Below are 25,039 nucleotides of genomic sequence, written 5' to 3'. Positions count from 1 at the left end.
TCCTTATCTGTCTACCTCAGGAGCACAAACGTCCATCGTAGCAAGCCAAATTGGAACATCTTCGATTCTTGTACCAGGTAAGTATTTTTCTATACCTATAAATGTTTGTGGATATGACGCTCCTCTAACAGCTACTCTATATGGTTTTTCTCCACCATCTGAAACCATAAAGTAACCATATTCGCCGCGAGTTGATTCTATATGTACATATGCCTGACCTTTTGGTACTCTATATCTAAGAGCATTACCTTCACTAATTGGAACATTTGCTTTACCTTCTGGCATCATTTCTAATGCTTGTCTGATAATTTTTATACTTTGTGGAATTTCTAAATATTTTAGATAAACTCTTGAGAATGCATCACCTTCTGTTGCAGTAGGTACTTCAAATTCAACTTTATCATAAAATAAATAAGGATCTACTTTTCTTATATCATATGGTATTCCAGTTGCTCTTAGTCCAACACCTGTAACACCTAATTCTAAAGCGGTTGTCCTATCTAATAATGCAATGCCTTTTAATCTGGTTTGAACGATTCTGTTTTTAAATATAAGATTTTCATAGTCAGGTAATCTTGATTCGATATAGTTAAGAGTTTCTTTAATCATTTTTATTATTTTTGGTGTTAGGTCTTTTCTTACTCCTCCAGGAATAATATACATATGATAAACTCTTGCACCAGTTAAATTTTCAAATATATCTAAAATTCTATCTCTGTCAGCTGTTCCCCAAAAAGAACTAGTATAAAGACCGATTGCACCACCAATACCTGGAAAACTCATTAAATGATTTGCTATTCTTGCAAGTTCTAAAACAATCATTCTTATCCATTGAGCTCTTTCTGGAACCTCTATTTTTGCTATCTTTTCAACAGCCATTGCATAACATGCTTCATTTATATCAGGTTCTGGAACACAAATTCTTGGTATAAGTGCAAGATTTTGAAACCAGAGTCTTCTTTCCATTAATTTTTCAAAACCACGATGTAAAAAACCTGGGAGTGGTCTTGCTTTTAAGACAGTATCACCTTCAACATACATGTGGACACTAAAATTGCCATGCATTCCAGGATGATTTGGACCAAAGAATAATTTTACTTCACCCATTTATATCACCTCTTATGATTTTTGCCTCATGGATGACATCTTTTTCATATTCTCTATCAGGGAATTTTTTCTTTGAATATTCTAATGGATCAAAGTCTTTTCTTAGTGGTGGAATATCATCCCATATTTCTAAGAATAAGGGTTTCATATCATCATTTCCTTTAAACTCTATACCAAAAAATTCGTGGATTTCTCTTTCGTAAAATCTTGCGGTTGGCCATAAGTGTTTTATAGTGACAAATTTAGCTTCTTTTCTGTCAATTTTTGTTGATACAATAATTTTATTTCCTGTTTCCCAGGAGAATAATATATAAACAATTTCAAATTTGTTCTCTGCAATCCAATCAACTACAGTCATAAGGGATAGGTGAGAAAAACCATTGCCTTTTAAATAAGAAAGGACATTTATAACTTCTTTTTCATTTAATTCTAATTTTATTTCTCTTTCATCAATTTCATTTATTACTACTTGACTGGCGATATTTTTTACATTATTAATTACCTCATTCATGGAATTCGTCATGTACATACACCTCCCCTAATGAACGTAGCTGGTTGTTTTTATACCATTCATAATTTTCTTTGTATTTTTTCCATCCATTTGCTTCACCGTTTCTTATCATTCTCATTAGTTCATTGAATGCTTCAAGAAGTGCTTCAGGTCTTGGCATACATCCAGCAATATATAAATCAACGGGAAGATAATAATCTAATTTATTTATAGTTCCGTATGAGTCATAGTATATGCCTCCGTTTAAAGTACAAGAACCAAAACCAATTACGTATTTTGGATCGGCCATTTTTTCATATGTATAGATAACTCTTCTAAGTGTTTTTGTATTTAAGTATCCAGTAATAAATAGGATATCAGCCTGTCTTGGTGTAGCCATTGGACCCATTCCAAATCTTTCCATATCAAATCTCGATGTCATTGTTGGTGGAAGTTCCATAGCTCCACAGCCTGTACAATAGTGAAGCATCCAGAGCGATTTGCTCCTAAGCTTATCAGCTATTTTTTCCCAAATACCTCTTTCATCTATTTTCACTTTTATTCACCTCCTAAAATACCCATCCGATTAATACAAACAATGCTTGTATAAAAGCTAAACTGAGTGGAACTTTCCAGTAAAATTTAACAACTTGTTCTATCCTAAAACGTGGCAAAACAGATGAAATTAAAGTTGCAAAGATCCAAACAACTGTAAACTTTAAGAGAAAAGTCCAATAATTGCTTACGCCTAAGAAAATGTCTACAAATAGTCCAACTTCAACAAAAATTGAAAAAGTATGCATTAACATTAATAAGCCCATGTATTTAGCTGAAAGTTCAACCATTGGCCCAGAAGCTATTTCAGCAGGTGCTATTGGGGTATCAAATGGTTTTTTACCTAACATACCCAAGAGTGAAATAAATGCAACAATACCACCTATTGGCATTTTAAATAAAGTCCATTTATCTTGTTGTGAGAGCATTAATGTTGATACAGAAGCTGTTTTATAGTAATACATTACTGCGGCTACGGAAATCATGTAAGGTATTTCATAACCTAACATTTGTGTCAAAGCCCTTGCAACACCAATACTTGCGTTTGGATTCCCTGAGCCAACCATTCCCATTGCCATTCCCAGTGCACCAACTGCAAATAGGTATACTATAATAAATAAATTGTCCAGTCCAGGAAAAGCGACTAAATTTCCAAGTGGCACAAATGCAAGTGTAGCAATTACTCCTCCAAGCGCCATCAAAATTCCAAAGTCAAAAATCCAACCGTGTGAAATTCCAATTTTAGAAAGAGCCTTGAAAACATCTAAGAAGTTTTGGTACCAGGGTGGCCCATACCTTCTTTGTATCCTTGCCATAACTTTTCTTGAAATTCCCTCTAATGTTAATCCAAAAAAGAATCCTGTCAATAATACTGCTGCTACCTTAAGTATAGTCATCATCTTCTACCACCTCACCCAGAATAAAATGAGGATTACAATTGAAATCCAGAATACGTATCCACTTGGGCTAACTTTATAAATTATTCCATTAACTATTTCACCCATACTTTTGAAAAATGATGCTAACATATTATAGAGTTTTTCGAATGATGGATGTTTATCATATAATCTTTCAATAAATTTGTAGAATCCTGTTGCGTAGTGATATAAATCGTAATTATATAGATAATCTCCTCCAGTATATTGATCAGTCAATTCAACTTTTTTACCCTTTGGGAAAATAAGGTGTAAAATAAGAGCAATAATAAATCCAGTTGCAAACATTGTAAATACTGTTAAAGTATTCCACTGACCTAAAGAAGTTTTTATAATTGTACCACTATATTCTATTGGTTTGATACCAATATTTCTTTCAATCGATGCTATTAAGTCAAGTACAGGTTTTGGATAAATTCCAATAAATACCGTTAAAGTAACAAGTATTAACATAGGAATTAACATTATAGGTGATACTTCTTTTACTTCATAATGTTTTTTCTTTAATTGACCTAAAAATACACCTGCAAGTGGTCTAAAAACGTATAAAAATGATCCGACACTTCCAATAAATGTAATTGCTAATGTAATAAACATTCCCTTTGTTAATAGAGCATTAAATATCATCCATTTTGATATAAAACCACTTGTAGGAGGAATTCCAGCTAATGAAATTATTCCTACAAGATAAGTTACAAAAGTCCAAGGCATTCTCCAGATTAAACCACCCATTTCATCAATCTTGGTTGTGCCTGTTCGATAAACTACTGCAGCAAATGATAAAAAGATCATCGCAGCTGCAATAGCATGGTTAAAAACATGAAAAAGTCCTCCGGCATAACCAATTGAATTCATTACTCCAAGCCCAACTAGAATGTAACCACCATTTGCGATAGAAGAATAAGCAATTAATTGTTTCATGTCATTTTGTCTTATTGCCATAAAAGTTCCTATTATTATCGAAATATTTCCTAACCAAATAAGAAGATAATTAATTAAAGGTACACCATGATAGAAAGCATTGAATAGCATTGTCGAAGGAAATACAGATAGAGAAATTGCAAGAACATATGATCCCATTTTAACTAGTTGACCAGATAATATTGCACTAAATGCATCTGGAGCATTACCATGTGTTATTCTCAACCAGGTATGCAATGGGAAAATACCACTTTTTGCTATTCCTGCACTAGCAATAAATAGAATTACAAACCATTTAAATAAGTTTGATGGCTCATTCAACAAATAACTTGATACTTTGTCAAAAGAAAGTACACCGTATTTGCTATAAATAGAAAATGTTGCAAAAAGGTACATATAGCTTCCAATGGCACTTGTTACTGCATAAATTACTGCTGCCTTTTTAGATTCTTCTTTGCCCATTGGAACTATTAAGAATGAACCTAAAACTGCAATTTCCCAGAAAACATATAATGTTAAAAGATCATTTGAAAAGAATACTCCAATTACTCCAGCTATCATAATTAATATAAAAGCATTAAAAGCAGCTGGTCTTGAAGGTTTTTTTCTTATCCATTCAATTATGAAAAATGAAACTAATGAAATAACTATTAAACTTATAATAGCGAAAAACTTGCCTAAATATGTCACTTTTAGTGAGTTTTCAATATTTGGAAAAATGTTGAATAATTTTTCATAGTGACCTACTTCAATGTTCCAAACGTAATATAATGCGTAAAATGAAAGAAGAAAGTTAAATATAGAACCTAAAACTTTGTTTGCTTTTGTTAGTAGATAACTAATTAAAGAACCAAACAGAAACACTAATATTAGATTTGTAATAGAAATCATTTACATCCCTCCCAGAACTGTAGTTACATAAGCTTTGTAGTTCATTAAGCCGTTTGTTATATTTTCAGCAATTTTTAAATATGTATCTGGGAACAATCCAATGTATATTATGAATAACGATAATATTAAAGTGATTAGAACTATATTCCAAGGAATTCTTTCTGATTTTTCATTGTTTTCGTACCAAAGATGTATATTCCATTTTAATAAGTAAGCTGCTTCAATAATAGTTGAGAATAGTAATGCTGCTGGTAAAATATAGTTTCCACTTTCGAATGAACTTTGTAAAATTAACAATTTACTTCTAAAGCCTGCAAATAATGGGAAACCAATCAAGGAAAAAGAAGCAATACTAAATGAAATTCCAGCAGTTTTGTTTTTCATAAAGCTGCCAACAATTGTTGCAGCTATTACAAATAAAATTATCTTTGCCGTTGCATCATTAAGGAGATGGAAATATCCAGCTTTTAATGAATCATAAGTGTTTAAAGAAATAACGCTTAAAACTAAACCTGCTTGAGCAATAGATGAAAATGCCAATGCTTTTAATAATTTTTCTTGTTTAAATGCTGCAATTTCAGCTAAAATAAGAGTTAATAATCCAAAGATATAAATTACGTCAAGAAAATATCCATTAAGTACAGTAATAAAAATTCTACTTAATAGATAAATCATTGTAAATGTAACTCCAGTACCCAAAATTGCAGGAGTAAGTGGTGAACCTGAAGCATAAACATCTGGAACCCATCCAGCTAATGGAAGTATTTTTGATTCAACAGCAAGTCCAATAAATAACATAAGTGCAACATAAGGAAGGAATGACTCTTTCATATTTAAAGAAATATCTGCAAAATTTAATGATCCAGTTCCAAGATATGAATATATTGCACCTAAGAGGTAGAAACCACCAGCAATACTTCCAACAATCAAATATTTATATGCTCCATAATAATTTTTCTTTGAAGAACCAATAATGTATGCTTCAGCTGCTGTGATTTCCATAAATACAAATGAATTAAATATATCACCTGTTAATATTAGACCATTTGTAGAGGCTAATAAAATTAATAAGATTATTGACAAACCTTTATCTGTTATTTGTGGCATTAGGGAGATAAGTAAGAAAATAATATTAACGACTAATAAAGTATAAAAGCTTGCAGAATCAAGTACTAATACTATTCCAAATGGAGCTTTCCAACCGCCCATAAATTCTGCAGTATCAAGTGGAAGATTAAATAATAAAATGATGTTGGCTAATACGATAAATGGAAGAATATATTTTGATTTTTCTTTAAATGGTACAAATATGAAAGCAGAAATTAAGGGAATAGCAATTAATAAAGCTGTCATTTTCTCGCCTCCTTAACGGCGATTTCTTCAGTATCTAAAGTTCCATATTTTTCATATACTCTAATTAATAGAGAAGCACCTAATGCTAAAGTACCTACGCCTATGACAATTGCTGTAAGTACCAATGCTTGTGGGAGTGGATCAACAAAGTTAGTTGATTGTGTATATTTTGAATAAATTGGCACATCACATCCTTCAATGTAACCAAGTGAAATTATAAGAATGTTAATTGCGGTATCAATTATTGTTAATGATACTAATGTTTTAAATAAGTTTTTTTGAGTCAGTATTCCATAAATTCCTACTCCTATTAATATAAAAGAAATATAATAAACCATTGTCATCCCTCCTCCCTGTGTAAATCCGCAATTATTCCTGAAAGTTCGGCACCTACTTTAAAACCAATTAATATGTACACTATTGGTACTATCCCAGCACTAAACAAATTACCAACTACTCCCGTTGGGAGGAAGTTTAATAAGAAAATACCTGAAATTGCTAATCCTGTTAAACCGACTATTACATATAAACTTCCTGCAGTACTTTCGACAAATTTGGAAGCTTTAGAAAGATCATATTCTTCGTTAGAAAGATACAATAGTAAAATACCGGCAGCAATTATTGTACCTCCGGGAAACCCGCCACCAGGTGTAAGATGTCCGTGGATAAATATATAAGCACCAAATAAAAGAATTAATGGGAGCAAAATACCTACAGAAATTCTTAGAATAAAGTTAGGTTGTCTTCCGTATTTTTTTCTTTTATAGCCATGTAATATTAATCCAACGCCTAATGCAGATGTGAATAATACAGTTACTTCACCAAGTGTATCAAAAGATCTATAGTTGACTACTATAGATGTAACTACATTAGCAGAACCATCTTCTAAATCTTTTGATTCACCAAATTTAACTTTTTCACTGTTTCCATTAACACTTTTATTTATATATGCACTGGAAACTTTTGAAAGTTTAACTTTCCCATATTCAGGTAGAATAGAAAGAGAATTTACAAAAAATAAAATCAATCCTAACACTATAAGAATTGAAAATACTCTTCTCATTTTCCATCACCACCGACTCTTTGTAATGCCAAGATTAAAACAGCTGTAGTAAGACCAGCTCCAACTGCAGCTTCTGTAATTGCAACATCGGGAGCCTTCATTATTACAAACAAAAAAACTGATAACAAACTTAAAAGTGATAATGATATAAATGAATCCAGCATTTTTTTTGCTTCTACTGCATAAATGGCAGAAATAATCATTAATATTCCGACGAATATAATGACAATAGTCATTTTTCATCACCACCTTTATATTCGTCAACTTTTGTCTTGTCAGTAGGCTTTATACCTTTCAAATAGGCGGCTCTTGCAAGAACAGAACTTCCAACGGGATTTGTTAATGCAATGAAAGCAATTATAATTAATGCTTTAGGTAAATAATCAAGATTTACCAAACCTACTCCTAATATTACCGAGAATGAGCCAAGAGTGGTAGCTTTTGTCCCAGCTTGTAACCTATTGTAAACATCTGGCATTCTAAAAATACCTAGCCCGCCTAGAAAATAAAAAAATGCTCCTATAGTTATTAGAATATATCCTAATATACTCATTTTTTCCCCTCCAAGTAACGAGATATTACAACTGTTTCAGTAAATGAAAGAAGACCGTATACTAGAGCGATATCAAGATATAGTCCATTTTTAAATACTAAAGCTAAAAAAACAATAGTTCCGGTTAAAACGACATTCAAAGTATCTAATGCAGCTACTCTGTCAGCGCTTGTTGGACCAAGCAATATTCTAAGAAAAGAAAATAATACTCCCAAACCGACAAATCCAAAGAAAATATAGTTAATAATTGTCATTCGAATACCCCCTTTAAAATCTTTTCAAATGTTCCACTAATTTTTTCTTTTTTTTCGTTTTCATCTAAGGTTTTTACATCAATCCAATGGATAAAGAGGGTATCATCTTTAACATCTAAGGTAAGTGTGCCAGGGGTAAGTGTAATTGAATTTGCTAAGGTAAGTTTTGAGGCTTCTTTTTTAAGGTTTGTTTTAATTTTTACAAAACCGGGTTTAATTGGAAGTTTCGGATTTAAGACCCTTGCGGCAACATCAAAATTTGCTTTTATCATTTCCCATATAAATACAGGTAAATAAACTAATACAAATTTAACAAATCTTACTAAAAATTTTGAATCGAATCTTATTCTATAATACTTTTTTAAGACACCTGAAACAATTAGTGAAACAAAAAAGCCTACGATTAGCTCGGAAATATCGTTGTAACCTGTTAGTAATATCCATGTGAAATAGGTCACAATAAATACTGAAATATACACAATATCCCTCCTTTAAAAAAGCAATTAAAAATTTGAAGTAATTATTAAATTCCGAGTATTCTTATCTGTTTTCAAGTTGTATTATATCATATTTTCCAATTTGTTCAAATATTAAAAAAAATAGGATAAAGGTTATTATCTACATATTATTTTTTAATATTTCCAGAAATTTAATATTTTTATTGAAAAATCGAAGGCAAATTATTACTTGAATTATTTGTGAAAAATATAGTATAATTTATTGTGACTAACTTCACAAAAATATAGGAGGATTGAGAATATGGAAAAAAAGATTCCAAGACCTGTTATTAAGAGATTAGGGCTTTATTATAGGTGTCTTAATAGATTATATGATGAAGGTATTGAATATGTAGCCTCAAAAGATATTGCAGAAAGACTTGGTATTAAATCTAGCCAAGTTAGAAAAGATTTATCATACTTTGGAGAGTTTGGAAAAAGAGGAGTTGGATATAATACTTATGAATTAATGGAAAGGCTCGAAGACATAATAGGTGTTAATAAATATTGGAATGTCATTGTTATTGGTGCAGGAAATATTGGTAGTGCTATAGCAAATTATGAAGGTTTAAGGAAGGAAAAGTTTAATGTTATAGGTATTTTTGATGCTGATAGATCAAAGGTTGGAAGAAAGATAGGAAGGTTAACTGTTAAACATTTTTCTGAAATTGATGATTTTTTTAAGAAAAATATTGTAGAAATAGCAGTTCTAGCGGTTCCAGAAAATGCTGCTCAAATGGTTGTAGATAAATTGGAAGAATTGGGAATTAAGGGAATTGTTAATTTTGCACCTGTGAAACTTAGAACGAATATCCCAGTTGAAGATGTAGATATAACTCTTTCTTTTAAATCGTTATCATTTAAGATTGAAAGAAATATTGAATAGAAGAAGGTGGTAGAATGAGAGACGAATTATATTTATGGAAGTATAAATCGTTGGCAAACAAAGTTGCTGATGCTTTAAACAAAAAAGGTCATGAAGCATATATTGTAAAAGATGAAAAAGAAGCTTTAGAAAAAGTTTTAGAGTTAATTCCTAAGGGTTCAACAGTTGCCACAGGTGGATCTTTGACACTTAATCAAATAGGACTACTAGAAAAGTTAAGAACTGAAGAATATAACTTTTTGGATAGATATAGTGCAAAAACAAAAGAAGAGAAGGAAGAATTGGAAAGAAAAGCGTTTTTTTCAGATTTTTATGTATGTAGTGCTAATGCAATAACTGAAAATGGTGAAATTGCGCTTTTAGATGGAAACGGTAATAGAGTTGCTGCAGTTATTTTTGGACCAAAAAACGTTATTTTAGTTACTAGTGTTAATAAAGTAGTGAAAAATTTGGAAGAAGCAAGAGAAAGAATAAGGTATATTTCTCCAATGAATACAAAAAGGTTGAATCTTAATACTCCATGTGCTCAAACAGGTTATTGTGTTGATTGCGCATCACACCAAAGAATTTGCAATTATTATACGATAATAGAAAGTGGTTATAGACATCCTGGAAGGATCAAGGTTGTTATTGTATTAAAAGAGCTGGGCTTGTAAAATCTTAATCTTGAGTATATTATAAAGCCCCCAAAGTTTATGAAAAATAAATATTTTGGGGGCTTTTGAAAAATTATTCAAGATCATTTAAACTACTAATTATTATTTTTACTGCCTTTTCAATTATTTTTCTTGAGGTTGCAATGTTCATTCTTTCAAATCCATCTCCTTCTTTTCCGAATTCTTTCCCCTGATTTAACCACAAACCATTTTTTAATAACTTTTCATGGATATCAGTATTATATTTTCTAAAATCGAGCCACATAAGGAAAGTTCCTTCAGGTATTAAAGTTATAACATTGGTGTTTTTTTCTAGTGTCTTTTTAACATATACGGCATTGTCATAAAGGTATTTTTTTAATTGAATAAGCCAGCTTTTTCCGTATGTGTATGCTGCTTCAGTTGCAACAATTCCAAATATATTAGTTAAGTTTAAGTGTTGTGAATTTATAACTGCCTCGAATTTTCGCCTTATAAACTTATTTGGAATAAATGCATTGCCAGTTTGAAGACCTGCTATATTAAAAGTTTTGTTTGGAGCAGTAAGCACAATACTATTGTCTAAAAATTTATCAGATACTGAAAAGAACATATTATGTTTATTAGGGGAATAAACTATATCAGCATGAATTTCATCGGATATAACTGTTATGTTGTGCTTTAAACATATTTCACCTAATTTTTCTAACTCTGTTTTTTTCCATACTCTTCCTACTGGATTATGTGGACTACATAAAATTAACATTGTAGTTCTATTATCAATAATTTTTTCAAGATTTTCAAAATCCATTTTGTAATATCCGTTATTTTCAATTAGTGGATTTAAAGAAATTCTTCTTCCAAGGTTATTAATTACTTCATAAAAAGGTCTATAAACCGGAGGTTGTATTATTATTTTATCTCCAGGATTTGTTAAAGCTTGTATTGCAAATGCAATTCCTGGAACCACTCCAGGGATTGGAACGATCCAGTCTTTTTTTATTTTTACATTATGAATTTCATCAAACCATTTTATAATTGACTTATAATACCCTTCAGGCCTAAAAGTATATCCATATATTCCGTGCTTTGCTCTTGCTTTTATTGCATCAATTACTTCTTTTGGAGCTTCAAAATCCATATCTGCTATCCATAAAGGTAATAAATTATCATATAATTCATTATATCCATAATCCCATTTATACGAGTTTGTTCCACGTCGTTCAATGATTTTGTCAAAATCTATCATTATATCCCCCTTTTATGATAATCTTTCGTTATCAATTGTACCATAGATTGATTAATACTTTTATTATGGTATAATCTTGTCGGAAATATAATTTTGTTTACTAACTTTAGAGGAGGTAGATTTATGAGAAAACTGGTTAGAGGTTGTGGTTTTTTTATATTGATAGTTGTAGTCTTGGCAGTGGTAGTGCTACTTATACCATCTAAGGATAAAGAAGTTGCAACAAATAGTGTTCAAACTCCAATTGCACAAGAAGATATTGAAGAAGATTCATCACCAGTAACAGAAGAAGTTGAACCTCAAGAAGTTGAAAACACTCAAGAATCAACTAAAATTAAAGATTTTAAATCCTATTTAGAAGCTCTGGATAAAGAAATTGGGTATGATGTTTTAAAAGAAAACTTAATAACAGGTAAGATATTTGATGAACTTAATAAAATGCAAAATAGAAATGAAACATATTCTTATATGATTTACTATTTAGAAGATAAGAGAAAAATATTAAAAGATATAATTAGTAAACTTGATTCTTTAAGAGACAGAATAGAAAATTCTGAAATTTATAATGCAAATCAAGACTTATATATGGCTGCTATAAACATGGATTATACAGTTTTATATCTTATGGATGCGATTAAAGAGACAAGGGATCATGATACTGTTTCAAGATCTACAGCTAACTTTGCTGATAAATATTCAAAGGAAAGAGACAAATATATGGATAAGTTTTTTGGATTTTATAAATTTCAAGTTGAAAAGCAAGGTTTAAAGGATGTTTTTGGTTTAATAAAATAAAAAAATATTAACACTGAAAAGAAACATCCTTTATAAATAGTCTTAAACCGTAAATACCCCATTCTAACTTAAGAAAGTATGGGGTATTTTTTTATATTTTGTTATTTAAAAGAGTCAGAATTAATAAATCTTGGTAATAATAGGTAATGCATAACTTGTTAAGTTATTTATGGCTTAAAATTTAATGCAAAAATTATTCTTTCAAAAAGGTTTTAAAAGCACAGAATCATATATTTAAATATTACTTTTAAATAGAAAAGCCCGTTTCTAGCTGCTCTACTAGAAACGGGCATTAATGTAAGCGTGAGCAAGGTTTTTAAAGATGAATTTCTTAAAAAAGTTGATTTTTAGAAGTTTATTAGTTCTTTTATTGGTGGTATAGTATCAATGTAATTTTTGTAATATACCAATTTAGTTCCAGGTTTTATAAGCGATGGATTTTTAATATTATTCCATCTTATTAAATCATTAATTGAAACACCTAAGCGTTTTGAGATTGACCAGAGAGTTTCGCCAGGATTAATAACATATTCAAATTTAACAACAGTTTGCCAATTGTTATCAGTTGTTGCTTTAATATTCTTGTGTTCAAGAATGTAATCTGCCATTAATTCTGAAACTTCCATCATTACTTCTCTAACAACTGGTTTTCCTTTAAACATTGTGTAGCCACCACCGCCACCTGCTCTGTAGTTGTTAAGGACAATTTCGTATTCTTTATCCATTTCAATTGGCTTTCCTTCGAACATTAAGTCTACTATTCTATTTCCTGAAGGATTGTTAAGAACTATTTTATAGCTAATTCCTTCCCACATATCATAATTATAATGTCTAGGTTTAGGTTCAACCCAAGATTTATTGACTGAAACCATATAATTTTCCATAACAAAATAGTCAGCACTTTTTTCTAAAGCATCTTTTATATCTTTACCGGTGACTTTAATAACCTTTAAGGTATTTGGGTAGATATAAACTGCGTTAATATCTCTTAATGTAACAGGTCCACTTTTCCATCCTTTAATGCTATTATTAAAGAGAGCAGTAGATGAAATTTTAGCTTTGCTGTAGTACATTTGAACTTTATTCACAAATTCTATTAAAGGATTGTCTTGAAGTCTTGCAAAAAGAGGATTTTCTACCCAAAAATCTCCGTCTGCATATCCAACGGGTTGATCTAACCATGCTTGAACTTTTTCATCATATGGTTTTATCAAAGAAATGATTTCTTTATCGGCAGGAACTCCTTTTACAGAAACTTGCTCTACTGAGCTATCAATAATTTGCCATTTATTGTCTTTTTTTTCAAGTTTTAAAACAATCTTTCCAAGCGATTTTCCCCAGTAAGAAGGCATTGAAACTGGCACATTATTTATTTTTGTTGCAATAGTTCTATGTTGATGGCCAAGTAGTAAAACATCAATTCCATCAACTTCTTGTAAGAGTTGATAAGCTTGATTTTCACCGGTTAATTCTTCTGTTGGTTCTCCTGTTTGAGGATCTCTTTCAAGACCACCGTGGTATGCAACAATTACTATATCAACATTTTCTTTGTTTTTAAGAATATCAACGTATTTTTTAGCAACTTCTACTGGATCTAAAAAGTCAAGACCTTCGATATTTTTTGGATCTTCCCAATTGGGGATGTACTTAGTGGTAAGTCCTAAAATACCGATTTTTATATCTCCAACATTTACTATATGATAAGGTTTAAATAAAGATGAATTTTCTTTTACATCTATTATATTAGCGCTTAAAGCTGGGAATTGAGCTTCAGAAACTGCTTTTTTTAAAACATCTAATCCGTAGTTAAATTCATGATTTCCTATTATCCAGGCAGAATAACCTAGTTTGTTCATTACAAGTACCATTGGATCAACTGGCTTGTTATCTATTCTTGCATGATAATATTCCAAGGGGGTTCCTTGAATTAAGTCTCCGGTATCTATAAGTATTACGTTTTGATACTCATTCCTAAACTGTTTTACCAAGGTTGCAATTTTTGCAAGGCCCACATCTGATGGAGAATTTGTAGCATAATTAATCGGTAAAATGTTTCCATGCAAATCACTCGTGTGTAAGATAACTAATTCAGTTGAAAATAATAAAGATACAGCTAAGATAATAAGAAAAATACCTAAAAGTTTTTTCATGCATCCCACCTCCTATAGTGTTTTATTAACTTTTATCTTTTTTAAGCATTCTCTACATAGAGCTATATATTTTTCTTTTCCACCAATATCTATTTCTCTGTTGTCTTGAGTTATTTTAAAAGAATAAGTTGCTCTATGCTCCCCACATTTTTCACATACGGCTTTCTTTTTAATAACTTCATCAGCCATTGCCAGTAAATTTGCCGTTGTTTTAAAAGGCTTTTCTAGATATGAGATATCAAGACCTGCACAATAAACATCGATACCTTTAAAGATAAGATTTCTGACTACATTTAACAATTCTTCATCGAAGAATTGTACTTCATCTATAAATACTGCATCAATATTGCTTGAAATATGATTTAATATTTCGCTTGATTTTGAGATTTTATGAGCTTTTACTTTAAATCCCGTATGAGTTGAAACTATATCTTCACCATATCTGTTATCGATCGATGGTTTAAAGACAATCGTTTTTTTCTTTCCTATATTATAGATTTCTACAAATGATAAAAGTTCAGTGGTTTTACCAGAATACATTGGGCCAGTGATTACTGTTAGTTTTCCTACCATATTCTCCCTCCAATTAAATGATCTTTTTGAGATATATGTCTACTACACTTTATATTATATACCATTTTATATAAAAGATTTTTATGATAAAATTAAGTTGTATAAAAGTAGAATGGGAGTGATAGATTGACAATCAATCACTTTATAAAAAAGAAAATAAGAAACCATATTATCTTGCCGATTGTAGCAATTGGAATAATTGCTGGGATCATTATGACGCTTTTAGGAATAAGAGCTATGTTTTTTCAGTTGGATCTACAACTTTCCAAATCTGTGCGTGAATGGAATGATTTGGGATTACATGTTGGGAATTTTTTAAATGTTTTAAGTCAGGACAAAAGTTTATTTGGAGATGAGAAAAATCTTGAAAATATTTTAAGACTTTTCTATGAGAATTATAAAAATATGGTGCAATATGTTTATTTTTCCATTCCTGAAAAGAATCTTGTCTTTATTCCTGAGGCTAAAATTCCAGAAAATTTATTGCCCAAAAATAGGCCCTGGTTTAAAAAATCTTTAGAAAAAAAGGATTTTTTCCAAGTCTCCCCACCATATATTGATGCTGTCACTGGTGAAATTATTTTAACTATATCAAAATATGTTGAAATGAAAAATGGATACGGAGTTTTAGGTGTGGATATAAATCCCAACTATATTGTTACTCATATTTTAGATAGAAATGTTATTTTAATTGATCAAGATAACACAGTAATTTATAGTAATAATAAGAAAATTATAGGGCGAAAATTAAAAATTGATCATGATAAAAAATATAGAATTTATAATTTTAATGTATTATTATTTCGAAAAGCTTTAGGTGATGTATATATTGTAGTATATGAAAATTATTTAGTAAGATTGCTACCTAATCTTTTAATTACAATAATAATTGTTTTAGGAATTTTGATCTTAGGGCATTTGACTGATGATAATGTAGAAAAAGAATTAGATATTTATATTAGACAGCCAATTGAAAATATTATAGATGAAACAAAAAGATATTTAACTAATCAAGAATTTGATGCTTCAAAAATTAATACTGAAATTGAAGAAATTGATGTTTTGGTTAATGAAATTGCTGATATGATTTCAATAATTGAAGCAAATTTTCAAGAACTTAAAGCTACAAATGAGGAACTAGAAGAAGCATATAAGGAAATAGAAAAATATTCTGGAGAGCTTGAAACAACATACGAGCTATTTATTGAAAAAATGGCAACTATTGTTGAAGGTTTTGATGAAGATACCGGTAATCATATTAAAAGAGTTCAAGTTTTATCAAAATTTTTAGCAAAAAAGATGAAACTACCAGATAATTTGGTAAAAAAGATATATTTGTATTCGGCATTGCATGATATTGGAAAGATAAAAGTTCCGCCGGAAATATTGAGAAAGCCTTCTTCTTTGTCTAATGAAGAATGGGAAATTATGAAGAAACATACAGTTTGGGGAGCGGAAATACTAGATGGAGATGAAAGATTAGAAATTGCAAAAAGGATAGCCTTGTATCATCATGAAAAGTTTAATGGGCAAGGATATCCGTATGGACTTAAAGAGGATCAGATACCCATTGAAGCACAAATTGTAAATATAGTAGATGTTTACGATGCTTTAAGGTCAAAAAGGCCATATAAAAAACCGTTTAGTCACGAAAAAGCTTTGGAGATTATGCTAAATGGAGATGGAAGAACTTCACCAGAAGAATTTAATCCTAAGATTTTAGAAATTTTTAGAGCTTATGAAGCTGAAATTGAGAGAATATGGAAAAATTTAAGTAGTTAATGATATTGTTTTATGAAGATTTTTATAAAGAAGTAGGAAAAATCCCCATCCATTTAGGATGGGGATCATTTTTTACTTGGCGGAGGCGGTGGGACTCGAACCCACACGGGGGTGTAACCCCCACCGGTTTTCAAGACCGGCCCCTTAGCCAGTTCGGAACACGCCTCCACAAGCTATTATAACATACTCTAAAAAAATTTCAAGACTATTTTTTCAAAAAACCTAAGAATTTTTGTTATGAAAAATTCTTTTTGTGTATCAAGTGGATCGACTTTTATTAAATACGCATTTAAAAGCTTTCCAAAAAGCATATCAGTAAATAATTGATCACCAATAACTGCTGCTTTATTATATTTTATATTCTTTTCTTTCAAGTACTTTTTAAACTTAAAAGGTAAAGGCTTTCTTGCAAGCCAAAGAGTTTTAACATTTACGTTTAAATTTCTTGGTTTTCCATTTGAAACAATTATTATTTTTGCACCATTTTTTTCAAGATAGTTAAAAATTTGAATTATTTCGTTTGGAATTCTGCTTTCTTTCCATTTATTAACAGTGTTATCAAAATCAAAAATGAACAAATCTATACCCATATCAATAAGTTTGTTAAAATCTATGTTGGTTACATTTGGATAGATTTCCATTAAATTTCCTCCAAAGCTATTTTGTTAAAATGGTTCAGATAGTCCAATTCCGAAAAAAACTGTTTTTTTAGAATAACTAATTAGCAAAAAAAGCTTATCACGCCAAATTTTTTTTGTATTTGGGTGAGGAACGATGTATTTTAGATTAACTAATAGAAAATCAGTAAGATTATAATTTACTTCTTTATTTAATGGGTAAGTAAGGGATAAGGAGATTTCTATATCAGGAATATATATAGAAGTTTTGAGTCCAGCTTCAATGTCTAGCGATGTGCTATCGTATGTTGTGTTATTAACAAATAGAATTGGTCCAATGCTTATATTTTCAAACTTTGCTATAGCAGAATCTACAAAAATTTTATGGTCAAAATTTTCTGAGAAATTAAATATCCATTGTATATTAAATAAATTATTTGAAAAACCAAGATTTAAGCCATAGTTTGAGAATTTTCCTAGATTCCATCCAATACCAAAATCTAGAAAAGTTTCATTTGAAAAAGTTAAAGAAAAGATAGTCAAAATAATAAGTATTGCAAAAATTTTTTTCATAATGATTCACCTCTGATTTTCTAAGTTTAGAATTTGAAATTTATCAAACGTAATTGTAATATTTTCAGTACTATCATCGGTAGTAAACATAATTTTTTTTAACGAGTCTTTATCAAAGTAAACATTAATTTTAGTTGGCTCTAAGCCTAACCTTTTCAAGAAAGGAGCACCTGCAGGGATTAAGGTTAAATTTTCTTGATCTTCATATATTGTAAAAAGCGAAGAAGATAAAAAGCTAAAAATTGTTTTTAAAATTTCATAAATATAGTCAACATCAATTGCAGAAATATCTACAACTTTATAGTTATTATATTTGTAATACGTTGTTTTTGTAAGACTATTAAATTCTATTTGTATATCTTTTAAAAATTCGGGTTTGTAAATTCGCACAAAAAAATGTTCTAAATTAACTATTGTTGCATCTAATGTTATATCACTTTGTAGATTTTTATTACTTTGATCATATACATCAAAATGTAGAGTTCCATATATAAAAAAATCCCTTTTACCAGCAATATTTTCTATGAAATTAAACATAGAAGAGTTAGAAAAAATAATTAAGGGAAGTAGTGTTAGAAAAAGTATAATTTTTTTTATATAATCTCCTCCTCTTCTTTTTGGTTTTGGGTTGAAATGAATTCTTTTAGTTTTTCTGTTATTAATTTTAATTCTCCTTCTTCAAGCTCTTCTTTTTCATCAAATTTTGAAAATGCTTCTTCTATATTTAATGATGAAAATTCTTCTGCAATTTCAATAGGAAGTTCTCCGCTACTTTCTTCTGAGGAAGAAATTTCAAGGCTTTTAATTTTTTCAATTAATGATTGTTCAACTTCGCTTTTGATTAATTTTTCATCTTGATCAGATACCATTTCTTCTAATTCATCTATTTCTTCAATAACTTCATCAATATCTACATTTTCTTCTTCTTTATTTTCTTTTTCGGCTATAATTTCAGGATGGGAGTTTTCTACATTATCTTCAATGTCACTTTTTATCTCTTCTTCATTATTACTTTCTATTTCTTCAAGACCCTCAAATAATTCAGATAAGAATGAGAGCTCTTTATTTATAAGTTCATTAAAATCCATAGTGTAAGAATTCTCAGGAATTAATTCTTCGTTTTCATTAAAAATAATTCCTGAAGTTTTTGTTGTAAGTTGTTGCTCAACTTCTTTTGTTGTTTCAAGGGGCTGAGGATAAGTTTTTTTAGCTTTTATAACTCTTAACTCCATTATAAGTAAAATTGCAAAGGATGATAAAAAAGTAATTAAGAAAAGTATCAATTTTGAATTGTTTTTCTTATTTGTAGTCTCAGTTGAAGCAGGTAATTCCATTGGTTTATACTTTTCAATCCAATTACTCCATTCTTCTGATGTGGATGTTGAATTTTTTAAAATATCATTCAAAAGCTCTTTTACAAATGGATTTTCGGTATACCCTGAAAGATAAGCTTTAGCCTTTTCATAGTTTCCAATCATATAAGCTGATATTCCTGCTTTAAACTTTAACGAAGTATCATATCCTTCAATTGAAGGATCAATAACTAGGGCTTTTTCAAAATAGTAAAGAGCTTTTTCATAGTTGCTTTGTTGATATGCATTAAGCCCTGCTTGGTAATACTCGATTGCTTCTTTTTCGAATGAAAATAACGTACTTAAAATGAGAATAAACATAATCAAAATGAAAAATCTTTTCATAAAAGATTACCTCACTGTTGAAGATCAATTAATGCAAGAAAATCTTCATTTGTGTTTGTTTCTTTCATTTTATTGAGAATAAGCTTTAACCCCTCTTCTTCACTCATTGAAGACAACATTTTTCTTAAAAGCCACAACTTTTTTAATTTTTCATTGCTAAGCAACAATTCTTCTCTTCTCGTTCCAGATAACATAATATTGATTGCAGGGAAAATTCTTTTATTAGCAAGTTGTCTTGAGAGAACGAGTTCCATATTTCCAGTTCCTTTAAACTCTTCGAAAATTACTTCATCCATTTTTGACCCCGTTTCAATCAAAGAAGTTGCAATTATTGTCAAACTTCCCCCTTCTTTTGTATTACGAGCTGCTCCAAAAAAGTGTTTGGGTTTGTAAAGTGCTGCAGGATCTACACCACCAGAAAGAAGTTTGCCACTTGGTGGAACATTTATATTATACACCCTTGCAAGTCTTGTCAAACTGTCCATTAAAATAACAACGTCATAGCCAAATTCCACAAGTCTTTTTGCCATTTCAAGTGTTAGTTCAGCTTTTTTAATCTGTTTATCAGGCGGCATGTCAAAAGGTGCGGCAATTACCCATGCATTAACTGATTCCTTTATATCTGTTACTTCTTCAGGCCTTTCGTCTATTAAAAGAACTATTCTTATTGTATCTGGATGATTTTTTGCGATTCCATTTGCAATTTCTTTTAAAATAGTCGTTTTTCCAGCTTTTGGTGGAGCAACTATCATACCTCTTTGCCCTTTTCCTATTGGGGAAAATAAATCAATTAATCTCGTTGAATATATATCTTTGTTTGTTTCTAAGAAAAATTGTTTATCAGGATAGCATGCTGTTAAATTTTCAAAATTAACTCTTTCGTTCGCAAATTCTGGGTCTTTATAATTTACTGCCTCAATTTTTATCATTGCAAAAAATCTTTCGCCTTCTTTTGGGGGTCTAATTACACCAGATATAATATCACCGGTATTGAGGTTAAATTTCCTTATTTGAGAATTTGAGATGTATATATCTTTGGAGCTTGGTAACATGCTTTCAAGGCTTCGTAAAAAGCCAAAACCATCAGGATGTACTTCTAAAACACCTTCTCCAAAAAAGTATCCTTCTGATTGAGCCCTTGCTTCTAAAATTGCAAATATTAAATCTTGTTTTTTTAAAGAAGTGTATCTGGGAATATCGTATTCTTTAGCGAGTTTGTACAAATCTCTTATTGTCATTCTTTCTAAATCTTTTATATTATAAGCATCATTATTGCTCAAAATAATCCCCCCTATTTAGTTCTAAATAATCTATCACCAGCGTCACCTAATCCAGGAAGAATATATCCTTTTGAGTTTAATTCTCTATCAAGGGAGGCTGTATAAATAATAACATCTGGGTGTTTTTCATTTACAACCCTTGTACCCTCTGGTGATGCTATAAGTGTTACAAGAATAACGTTCTTTGCACCATGTTCTTTTACAATATCTAATGCCTTAACAGAAGAAACCCCTGTTGCAAGCATTGGATCTAATACAAAAACAAATGAGTTTTCATTAATTTTTGGAAGTTTGGCATAATATTCAACAGCTTCTAAAGTGTGAGGTTCTCTGTATATTCCTATATGACCAACTGATGCATTTGGAAGTAATTGTAAAATTCCATCTGACATTCCAAGACCTGCTCTCAAAATAGGAACTATAACAACATCTTTGTCATTAATAAAATATCCTTTCGTTTTTTCTAAAGGTGTTTCAATTTCTGTTTCGTGTACTTGCAGGTGTCTTGTTGCTTCATACGCAATTAAAAGGGTTATTTCTTTAAGAAGTTCTCTAAATTCTTTTGGACCGGTATCAGTTTTTCTCATTATTGTCAGCTTGTGCTTAATTAGTGGATGATCAACTACATTAATTTTCATCTTCATTTCCTCCTTTTAAAATGTTTTCTAATTGTTCAAGCATATCTATTCGCATAAGCCTTGTTATAAATTCATCTAATTCTCCATCAAGAACAGCTTGCAAATTGTATGATGTGTAATTTATTCTGTGATCAGTTACTCTGTTTTGAGGGAAGTTGTAAGTTCTTATTTTTTCACTTCTTTCTCCGGTTCCAATTTGTGATTTTCTATTTGAACTGATCTTTTTTGCTTGTTCTTCAAGTTTTAACTTAAAAAGCCTTGCTCTTAATATATTCATTGCTTGTTCTTTATTTTGAAGCTGGGATCTTTCAGATTGACAAGTAACAACTATTCCCGTTGGAATATGTGTAATTCTCACTGCAGATTCTGTCTTATTAACATATTGCCCACCAGCTCCAGATGCCCTATATGTATCTATTCTAATATCTGATGGATTTATTTCTATTTCAACGTTTGAAACCTCAGGAAGAACGGCAACCGTGGCAGTAGACGTATGAATTCTACCACCAGATTCTGTGGTAGGAACCCTTTGAACCCTGTGTACTCCGCTTTCATATTTTAATAAATTCCCAACGTTTTTACCTTTGATTTTTATTACAACTTCTTTGTATCCACCTAAATCGGTTTTATTTTCATCAACAATTTCTGCCTTAAAATTCTTTTTTTCAACATATCTAAGGTACATTCTTAATAGGTCAGCAGCAAAAAGTGCGGCTTCTTCTCCACCGGTACCTGCACGTATTTCTAGAAAAACGTTTTTTCCACTGTATTCGCTTTCAGGAAGTACTAATGAAATTAAGTCTTGCATTATATCTTCTTGTTTTTTTTGTAGTTTTTCAACTTCGTGTTCAAAACCTTCAGGCATTTCTTCTTTCCATAACTCAATTTCATCTTCGATTTCAAGATATTCTTTTGCAAGTTGAAAAATTTCTTTCATTTTTGAATACTTTTCAGAATATATTCTGATCTGGTCAGGTGTTAGTTGAGAACTTAATTTTTCTTCTAATGATTTTAAAAGCTTGCTACTCCATTCATGAATTTGTTGAACTATTTCTATATTCTCCATCCTATCTTTTTAGACACCTCCTCTATGTTTCTGGCGTTTTCTAAAACTGCTTGTTTAGTTATAACGCCTTTTAAAAATGCATCGATAAGCGCATCATCAAATAATATATTTCCTTGCTTTTTGCTTGTTTGCATTACACCTTCTATTTGATGTAATTTATTTTCTCTAATAAGGTTCTTTATAGCAGGTGTAGCTATCATTATTTCATCAATTGCAACAACTCCAAAATCTTTTTTAGGAACTAATCTCTGGAATATTACTGCTATCAGCGTATTTGCAAGTTGAAGAGCTATTTGCTTTTGTTGATGGGCTGGAAAAACATCAATTATTCTTTCAGGAGCAGAGGCAGCTGAATTTGTATGAATTGTTGCAAATACCAAGTGTCCTGTTTCTGCAGCTGTTAGGGCAAGTGACATTGTTTCTAAATCTCTCATTTCTCCAACTAATATAACATCTGGGTCTTGTCTAAGAGCATACTTTAATCCATCTGAAAAACTATCTGTATCTGTTCCAACTTCCCTTTGATGTATCAAAGATCTTTTTGAGTCAAAAACATATTCAATTGGATCTTCTATTGTTATTATATGCTTTGCAAATCGAGAATTTATATGTTCGATCATTGCTGCAAGAGTTGTTGATTTTCCACTACCTGTAGGACCAGCTACAAGAATTAATCCATGGTCTTTTTCTGAAAATTCATTTAAAATTTTCGGCAGTCCTAATTCTTCTATTGTTCTGATTTTTTTTGGTATAAGTCTTAAAGCAAGGGTGGGATTTCTTTTTTCATAGTAGAAATTTGCTCTTATTCTAATATCACGTATGGAAAATGAAAAATCTATTTCTTTTTTTAATGAATTTATTCCAAGCTTTGAAAATAAATTTTTAACCATTATTTCTATTTCTTGGGCAGTTGGGATGTTTTCTCCAGGAAGTTTTACTAAGTTTCCATCAACTCTTAGCATAATAGGCATATTAGCAGATATATGTACATCAGATGCACGAGATTGATTTGCTTTTAGTATTATTTCATCAATATTTAATTCGGTCATTCTTTATCCCCCTCTACTATGAAATTGTTCCCAAATAATGACTTTAATTTATTAAGTACATCATCTTCTTTTGAATTTTCTTTAATTACTACTTCAAAGGGTTTAAATATTCCAAATTTTGAGGTATACAATTTTTCTAACTCTTGTATTTTACTTTTAACAAGCTCATACTGAATTTTTTTCTCAGGTGGAAAAGTTATTGTAACTCTGTCAGGGTGCTCTTCAATTTTTGAAAATGAAAGTCCAACATAAAGTGATAAATCTCCATGAAGTTTTAGATATTCCATTATTTTACTTATATTTTCGATATTTTTTTCTTTATCTTCAACATTTTGAGTTGGTTCTAAATCTTTATCATTTAGTTTACTTTCAGATACAAGCTTATTCTCTTTAGTTTTCTCAACATTTTTATTTGTATTTTCTTGGGGCAACTTTATTTTCATGATGCTTAAGAAACCAAGTTTTATCAAAATTAATTTTTCTTCAGAGTATCTTATGTCTTTTAAAATTTCTGAGAGTGGTTTTAAAAATTCAATTAATTCATAATCACCGCTTTCAATTTTTGAAATCATTTCTTCAAGCAGTTGCATCAGGAATACTTCTGGATCTTTTCCTGAAAAATAAACTTTTTCAATAGCTTCTGTGGTTTTCTTAATATTTCCGATTTTTATACTATCAATTATTTCGTTTATAACTTCTATTGGGATTAATCCAAGAGTTTCACGAACATCTTTTATAGTAATATTCTTTCCAGAACTTTTTGCTACTTGTTCTAGTATTGTTAATGCATCTCTCATTCCGCCATTAGCCCTTTTTGCAATTTCATATAAGGCTTCTTGGCTTATTTTTATATTTTCTTTTTCACATACAAATTCAAGTCTTTTTATAATATCTTCAATAGTTATGTTCTTAAAATCTATTACTTGACATCTTGATATGATAGTCTGAGGAATTTTTTCTGGGTTGGTGGTAGCAAGTATAAAGACTACGTTTGAAGGAGGCTCTTCTAGTGTTTTTAGTAGAGCGTTAAATGCTTCCTTTGTTAACATATGAACTTCATCAATTATATATACTTTATAATTTCCCTGCGCTGCATGATAACCTACCGTTTCACGTATTTTTCTAATTTCATCTATTCCCCTATTTGAAGCAGCATCTATTTCAAGAACATCCATAAAACTGCCATTATCTATTGCTTGGCAAGTGCTACATTTGTTACATGGTTCAACTCCATCCTTATTTTCACAATTAAGAGATTTTGCAAGTATCCTTGCAACAGTAGTTTTTCCAGTGCCACGTGGGCCGGCAAAAATATATGCATGTGATATTTCTCCATTTTTTAAGGAATTTAAAAACAAGGTTTTCACATGATTTTGACCAACAACTTCGGAGAATAACTTCGGTCTATATTTTCTATATAATGCTTGCAT

28 protein-coding genes and 1 tRNA gene are annotated in these 25,039 nt (G+C 30.4%); 4 read left to right on the top strand and 25 right to left on the bottom strand.

Annotated features, from left to right (window positions below; all coding sequences use genetic code 11):
* Nucleotides 1–3 precede the first annotated feature (3 nt).
* Genes HNP65_RS00845 through HNP65_RS00790 form a run of 12 tightly spaced genes read right to left on the bottom strand, consistent with a single transcriptional unit; the run spans nucleotide 4 to nucleotide 8,601 of the window.
* The gene (locus HNP65_RS00845) at nucleotides 4–1,107 is read right to left on the bottom strand and encodes an NADH-quinone oxidoreductase subunit D (protein WP_184618509.1); all 1,104 of its coding nucleotides are present in this window, start codon (nucleotides 1,105–1,107) and stop codon (nucleotides 4–6) included.
* Nucleotides 1,100–1,630, bottom strand: a complete 531-nt coding sequence (locus HNP65_RS00840; RefSeq protein WP_184618508.1) for an NADH-quinone oxidoreductase subunit C — start codon at nucleotides 1,628–1,630, stop codon at nucleotides 1,100–1,102. Before HNP65_RS00840 ends, HNP65_RS00845 begins: the two co-directional genes overlap by 8 nt.
* Nucleotides 1,611–2,147 (bottom strand): NuoB/complex I 20 kDa subunit family protein, encoded by a 537-nt coding sequence (locus HNP65_RS00835; RefSeq protein WP_126992542.1) that lies wholly within the window; start codon nucleotides 2,145–2,147, stop codon nucleotides 1,611–1,613. Before HNP65_RS00835 ends, HNP65_RS00840 begins: the two co-directional genes overlap by 20 nt.
* A 19-nt stretch (nucleotides 2,148–2,166) precedes the next feature.
* A complete protein-coding gene (locus HNP65_RS00830) occupies nucleotides 2,167–3,048 on the bottom strand; it encodes a respiratory chain complex I subunit 1 family protein (RefSeq protein WP_184618507.1) in 882 nt (293 codons plus the stop codon).
* Nucleotides 3,049–3,054: 6 nt separating this feature from the next.
* On the bottom strand, nucleotides 3,055–4,899 hold the full coding sequence (locus HNP65_RS00825) for a proton-conducting transporter transmembrane domain-containing protein (RefSeq protein WP_184618506.1): 1,845 nt from the start codon (nucleotides 4,897–4,899) through the stop codon (nucleotides 3,055–3,057).
* On the bottom strand, nucleotides 4,900–6,252 hold the full coding sequence (locus tag HNP65_RS00820) for a complex I subunit 5 family protein (RefSeq protein WP_184618505.1): 1,353 nt from the start codon (nucleotides 6,250–6,252) through the stop codon (nucleotides 4,900–4,902). It abuts the gene before it with no gap.
* Complete coding sequence (locus HNP65_RS00815) at nucleotides 6,249–6,590, bottom strand: sodium:proton antiporter (RefSeq protein ID WP_184618504.1); 342 nt, start codon at nucleotides 6,588–6,590, stop codon at nucleotides 6,249–6,251. The genes HNP65_RS00820 and HNP65_RS00815 overlap by 4 nt, the downstream gene beginning before the upstream one ends.
* Before the next feature lie 2 nt (nucleotides 6,591–6,592).
* The gene (locus HNP65_RS00810; RefSeq protein ID WP_184618503.1) at nucleotides 6,593–7,315 is read right to left on the bottom strand and encodes a Na(+)/H(+) antiporter subunit B; all 723 of its coding nucleotides are present in this window, start codon (nucleotides 7,313–7,315) and stop codon (nucleotides 6,593–6,595) included.
* Nucleotides 7,312–7,551: a Na(+)/H(+) antiporter subunit B gene (locus HNP65_RS00805; protein WP_184618502.1), complete on the bottom strand. Its 240-nt coding sequence runs from the start codon at nucleotides 7,549–7,551 to the stop codon at nucleotides 7,312–7,314. Before HNP65_RS00805 ends, HNP65_RS00810 begins: the two co-directional genes overlap by 4 nt.
* Complete coding sequence (gene mnhG, locus HNP65_RS00800; RefSeq protein WP_004102534.1) at nucleotides 7,548–7,868, bottom strand: monovalent cation/H(+) antiporter subunit G; 321 nt, start codon at nucleotides 7,866–7,868, stop codon at nucleotides 7,548–7,550. The genes HNP65_RS00805 and mnhG overlap by 4 nt, the downstream gene beginning before the upstream one ends.
* A complete protein-coding gene (locus HNP65_RS00795) occupies nucleotides 7,865–8,122 on the bottom strand; it encodes a cation:proton antiporter (RefSeq protein WP_004102538.1) in 258 nt (85 codons plus the stop codon). Before HNP65_RS00795 ends, mnhG begins: the two co-directional genes overlap by 4 nt.
* Nucleotides 8,119–8,601 carry a Na+/H+ antiporter subunit E gene (locus tag HNP65_RS00790; protein ID WP_184618501.1) on the bottom strand — a complete coding sequence of 161 codons (483 nt, stop codon included), beginning with the start codon at nucleotides 8,599–8,601 and terminating at the stop codon, nucleotides 8,119–8,121. The genes HNP65_RS00795 and HNP65_RS00790 overlap by 4 nt, the downstream gene beginning before the upstream one ends.
* A gap of 280 nt (nucleotides 8,602–8,881) precedes the next feature.
* Between HNP65_RS00790 and HNP65_RS00785 the strand changes: the two genes are divergently transcribed.
* Together HNP65_RS00785 and HNP65_RS00780 are read left to right on the top strand one after the other, a co-directional pair.
* The gene (locus HNP65_RS00785; RefSeq protein ID WP_184618500.1) at nucleotides 8,882–9,505 is read left to right on the top strand and encodes a redox-sensing transcriptional repressor Rex; all 624 of its coding nucleotides are present in this window, start codon (nucleotides 8,882–8,884) and stop codon (nucleotides 9,503–9,505) included.
* 14 nt (nucleotides 9,506–9,519) lie between these two features.
* Nucleotides 9,520–10,161 (top strand): lactate utilization protein, encoded by a 642-nt coding sequence (locus HNP65_RS00780; protein ID WP_126992395.1) that lies wholly within the window; start codon nucleotides 9,520–9,522, stop codon nucleotides 10,159–10,161.
* Between the two features lie 73 nt (nucleotides 10,162–10,234).
* On the opposite strand, the gene HNP65_RS00775 is transcribed toward HNP65_RS00780, so the two are convergent.
* On the bottom strand, nucleotides 10,235–11,389 hold the full coding sequence (locus HNP65_RS00775; protein ID WP_184618499.1) for a MalY/PatB family protein: 1,155 nt from the start codon (nucleotides 11,387–11,389) through the stop codon (nucleotides 10,235–10,237).
* Between the two features lie 123 nt (nucleotides 11,390–11,512).
* Between HNP65_RS00775 and HNP65_RS00770 the strand changes: the two genes are divergently transcribed.
* A complete protein-coding gene (locus tag HNP65_RS00770; RefSeq protein ID WP_184618498.1) occupies nucleotides 11,513–12,184 on the top strand; it encodes a hypothetical protein in 672 nt (223 codons plus the stop codon).
* A 347-nt stretch (nucleotides 12,185–12,531) separates the two neighbouring features.
* Here the strand turns inward: HNP65_RS00770 and HNP65_RS00765 are convergent, their stop codons facing one another.
* Nucleotides 12,532–14,334: a 5'-nucleotidase C-terminal domain-containing protein gene (locus tag HNP65_RS00765; RefSeq protein WP_184618497.1), complete on the bottom strand. Its 1,803-nt coding sequence runs from the start codon at nucleotides 14,332–14,334 to the stop codon at nucleotides 12,532–12,534.
* A gap of 12 nt (nucleotides 14,335–14,346) precedes the next feature.
* Nucleotides 14,347–14,907, bottom strand: coding sequence for a thymidine kinase (locus HNP65_RS00760; protein ID WP_184618496.1), 561 nt, complete (start codon nucleotides 14,905–14,907; stop codon nucleotides 14,347–14,349).
* Between the two features lie 126 nt (nucleotides 14,908–15,033).
* Between HNP65_RS00760 and HNP65_RS00755 the strand changes: the two genes are divergently transcribed.
* Nucleotides 15,034–16,689 carry an HD domain-containing phosphohydrolase gene (locus tag HNP65_RS00755; protein WP_184618495.1) on the top strand — a complete coding sequence of 552 codons (1,656 nt, stop codon included), beginning with the start codon at nucleotides 15,034–15,036 and terminating at the stop codon, nucleotides 16,687–16,689.
* Nucleotides 16,690–16,766: 77 nt separating this feature from the next.
* Here HNP65_RS00755 and HNP65_RS00750 read toward each other — a convergent pair.
* From HNP65_RS00750 to dnaX, 10 genes are all read right to left on the bottom strand, one after another.
* Nucleotides 16,767–16,857: transfer RNA gene (locus HNP65_RS00750), tRNA-Ser, on the bottom strand.
* A gap of 20 nt (nucleotides 16,858–16,877) precedes the next feature.
* Entirely contained in the window at nucleotides 16,878–17,330 is a 453-nt protein-coding gene (locus HNP65_RS00745) for a YqeG family HAD IIIA-type phosphatase (RefSeq protein ID WP_184618494.1), read from the bottom strand.
* 24 nt (nucleotides 17,331–17,354) lie between these two features.
* Nucleotides 17,355–17,879: a hypothetical protein gene (locus tag HNP65_RS00740; protein WP_184618493.1), complete on the bottom strand. Its 525-nt coding sequence runs from the start codon at nucleotides 17,877–17,879 to the stop codon at nucleotides 17,355–17,357.
* Nucleotides 17,880–17,885: 6 nt separating this feature from the next.
* Entirely contained in the window at nucleotides 17,886–18,416 is a 531-nt protein-coding gene (locus HNP65_RS00735; protein WP_184618492.1) for a hypothetical protein, read from the bottom strand.
* A gap of 56 nt (nucleotides 18,417–18,472) precedes the next feature.
* Nucleotides 18,473–19,576 carry a tetratricopeptide repeat protein gene (locus tag HNP65_RS00730; protein ID WP_184618491.1) on the bottom strand — a complete coding sequence of 368 codons (1,104 nt, stop codon included), beginning with the start codon at nucleotides 19,574–19,576 and terminating at the stop codon, nucleotides 18,473–18,475.
* An 11-nt stretch (nucleotides 19,577–19,587) separates the two neighbouring features.
* A complete protein-coding gene (gene rho, locus HNP65_RS00725; protein ID WP_184618490.1) occupies nucleotides 19,588–20,856 on the bottom strand; it encodes a transcription termination factor Rho in 1,269 nt (422 codons plus the stop codon).
* An 11-nt stretch (nucleotides 20,857–20,867) separates the two neighbouring features.
* Entirely contained in the window at nucleotides 20,868–21,494 is a 627-nt protein-coding gene (gene upp / locus HNP65_RS00720; RefSeq protein ID WP_126992406.1) for a uracil phosphoribosyltransferase, read from the bottom strand.
* Nucleotides 21,484–22,560 (bottom strand): peptide chain release factor 1, encoded by a 1,077-nt coding sequence (gene prfA / locus HNP65_RS00715; protein ID WP_184618489.1) that lies wholly within the window; start codon nucleotides 22,558–22,560, stop codon nucleotides 21,484–21,486. The genes upp and prfA overlap by 11 nt, the downstream gene beginning before the upstream one ends.
* Nucleotides 22,548–23,609 carry a type IV pilus twitching motility protein PilT gene (locus tag HNP65_RS00710; protein WP_184618488.1) on the bottom strand — a complete coding sequence of 354 codons (1,062 nt, stop codon included), beginning with the start codon at nucleotides 23,607–23,609 and terminating at the stop codon, nucleotides 22,548–22,550. The genes prfA and HNP65_RS00710 overlap by 13 nt, the downstream gene beginning before the upstream one ends.
* Nucleotides 23,606–25,039 carry a DNA polymerase III subunit gamma/tau gene (gene dnaX / locus HNP65_RS00705; protein ID WP_184618487.1) on the bottom strand — a complete coding sequence of 478 codons (1,434 nt, stop codon included), beginning with the start codon at nucleotides 25,037–25,039 and terminating at the stop codon, nucleotides 23,606–23,608. Before dnaX ends, HNP65_RS00710 begins: the two co-directional genes overlap by 4 nt.

Source organism: Thermosipho japonicus (assembly GCF_014201655.1).
In the GTDB taxonomy this organism is placed as follows: Bacteria; Thermotogota; Thermotogae; order Thermotogales; family Fervidobacteriaceae; genus Thermosipho; species Thermosipho japonicus.
This window is presented reverse-complemented; position numbering and strand designations above follow the sequence as displayed.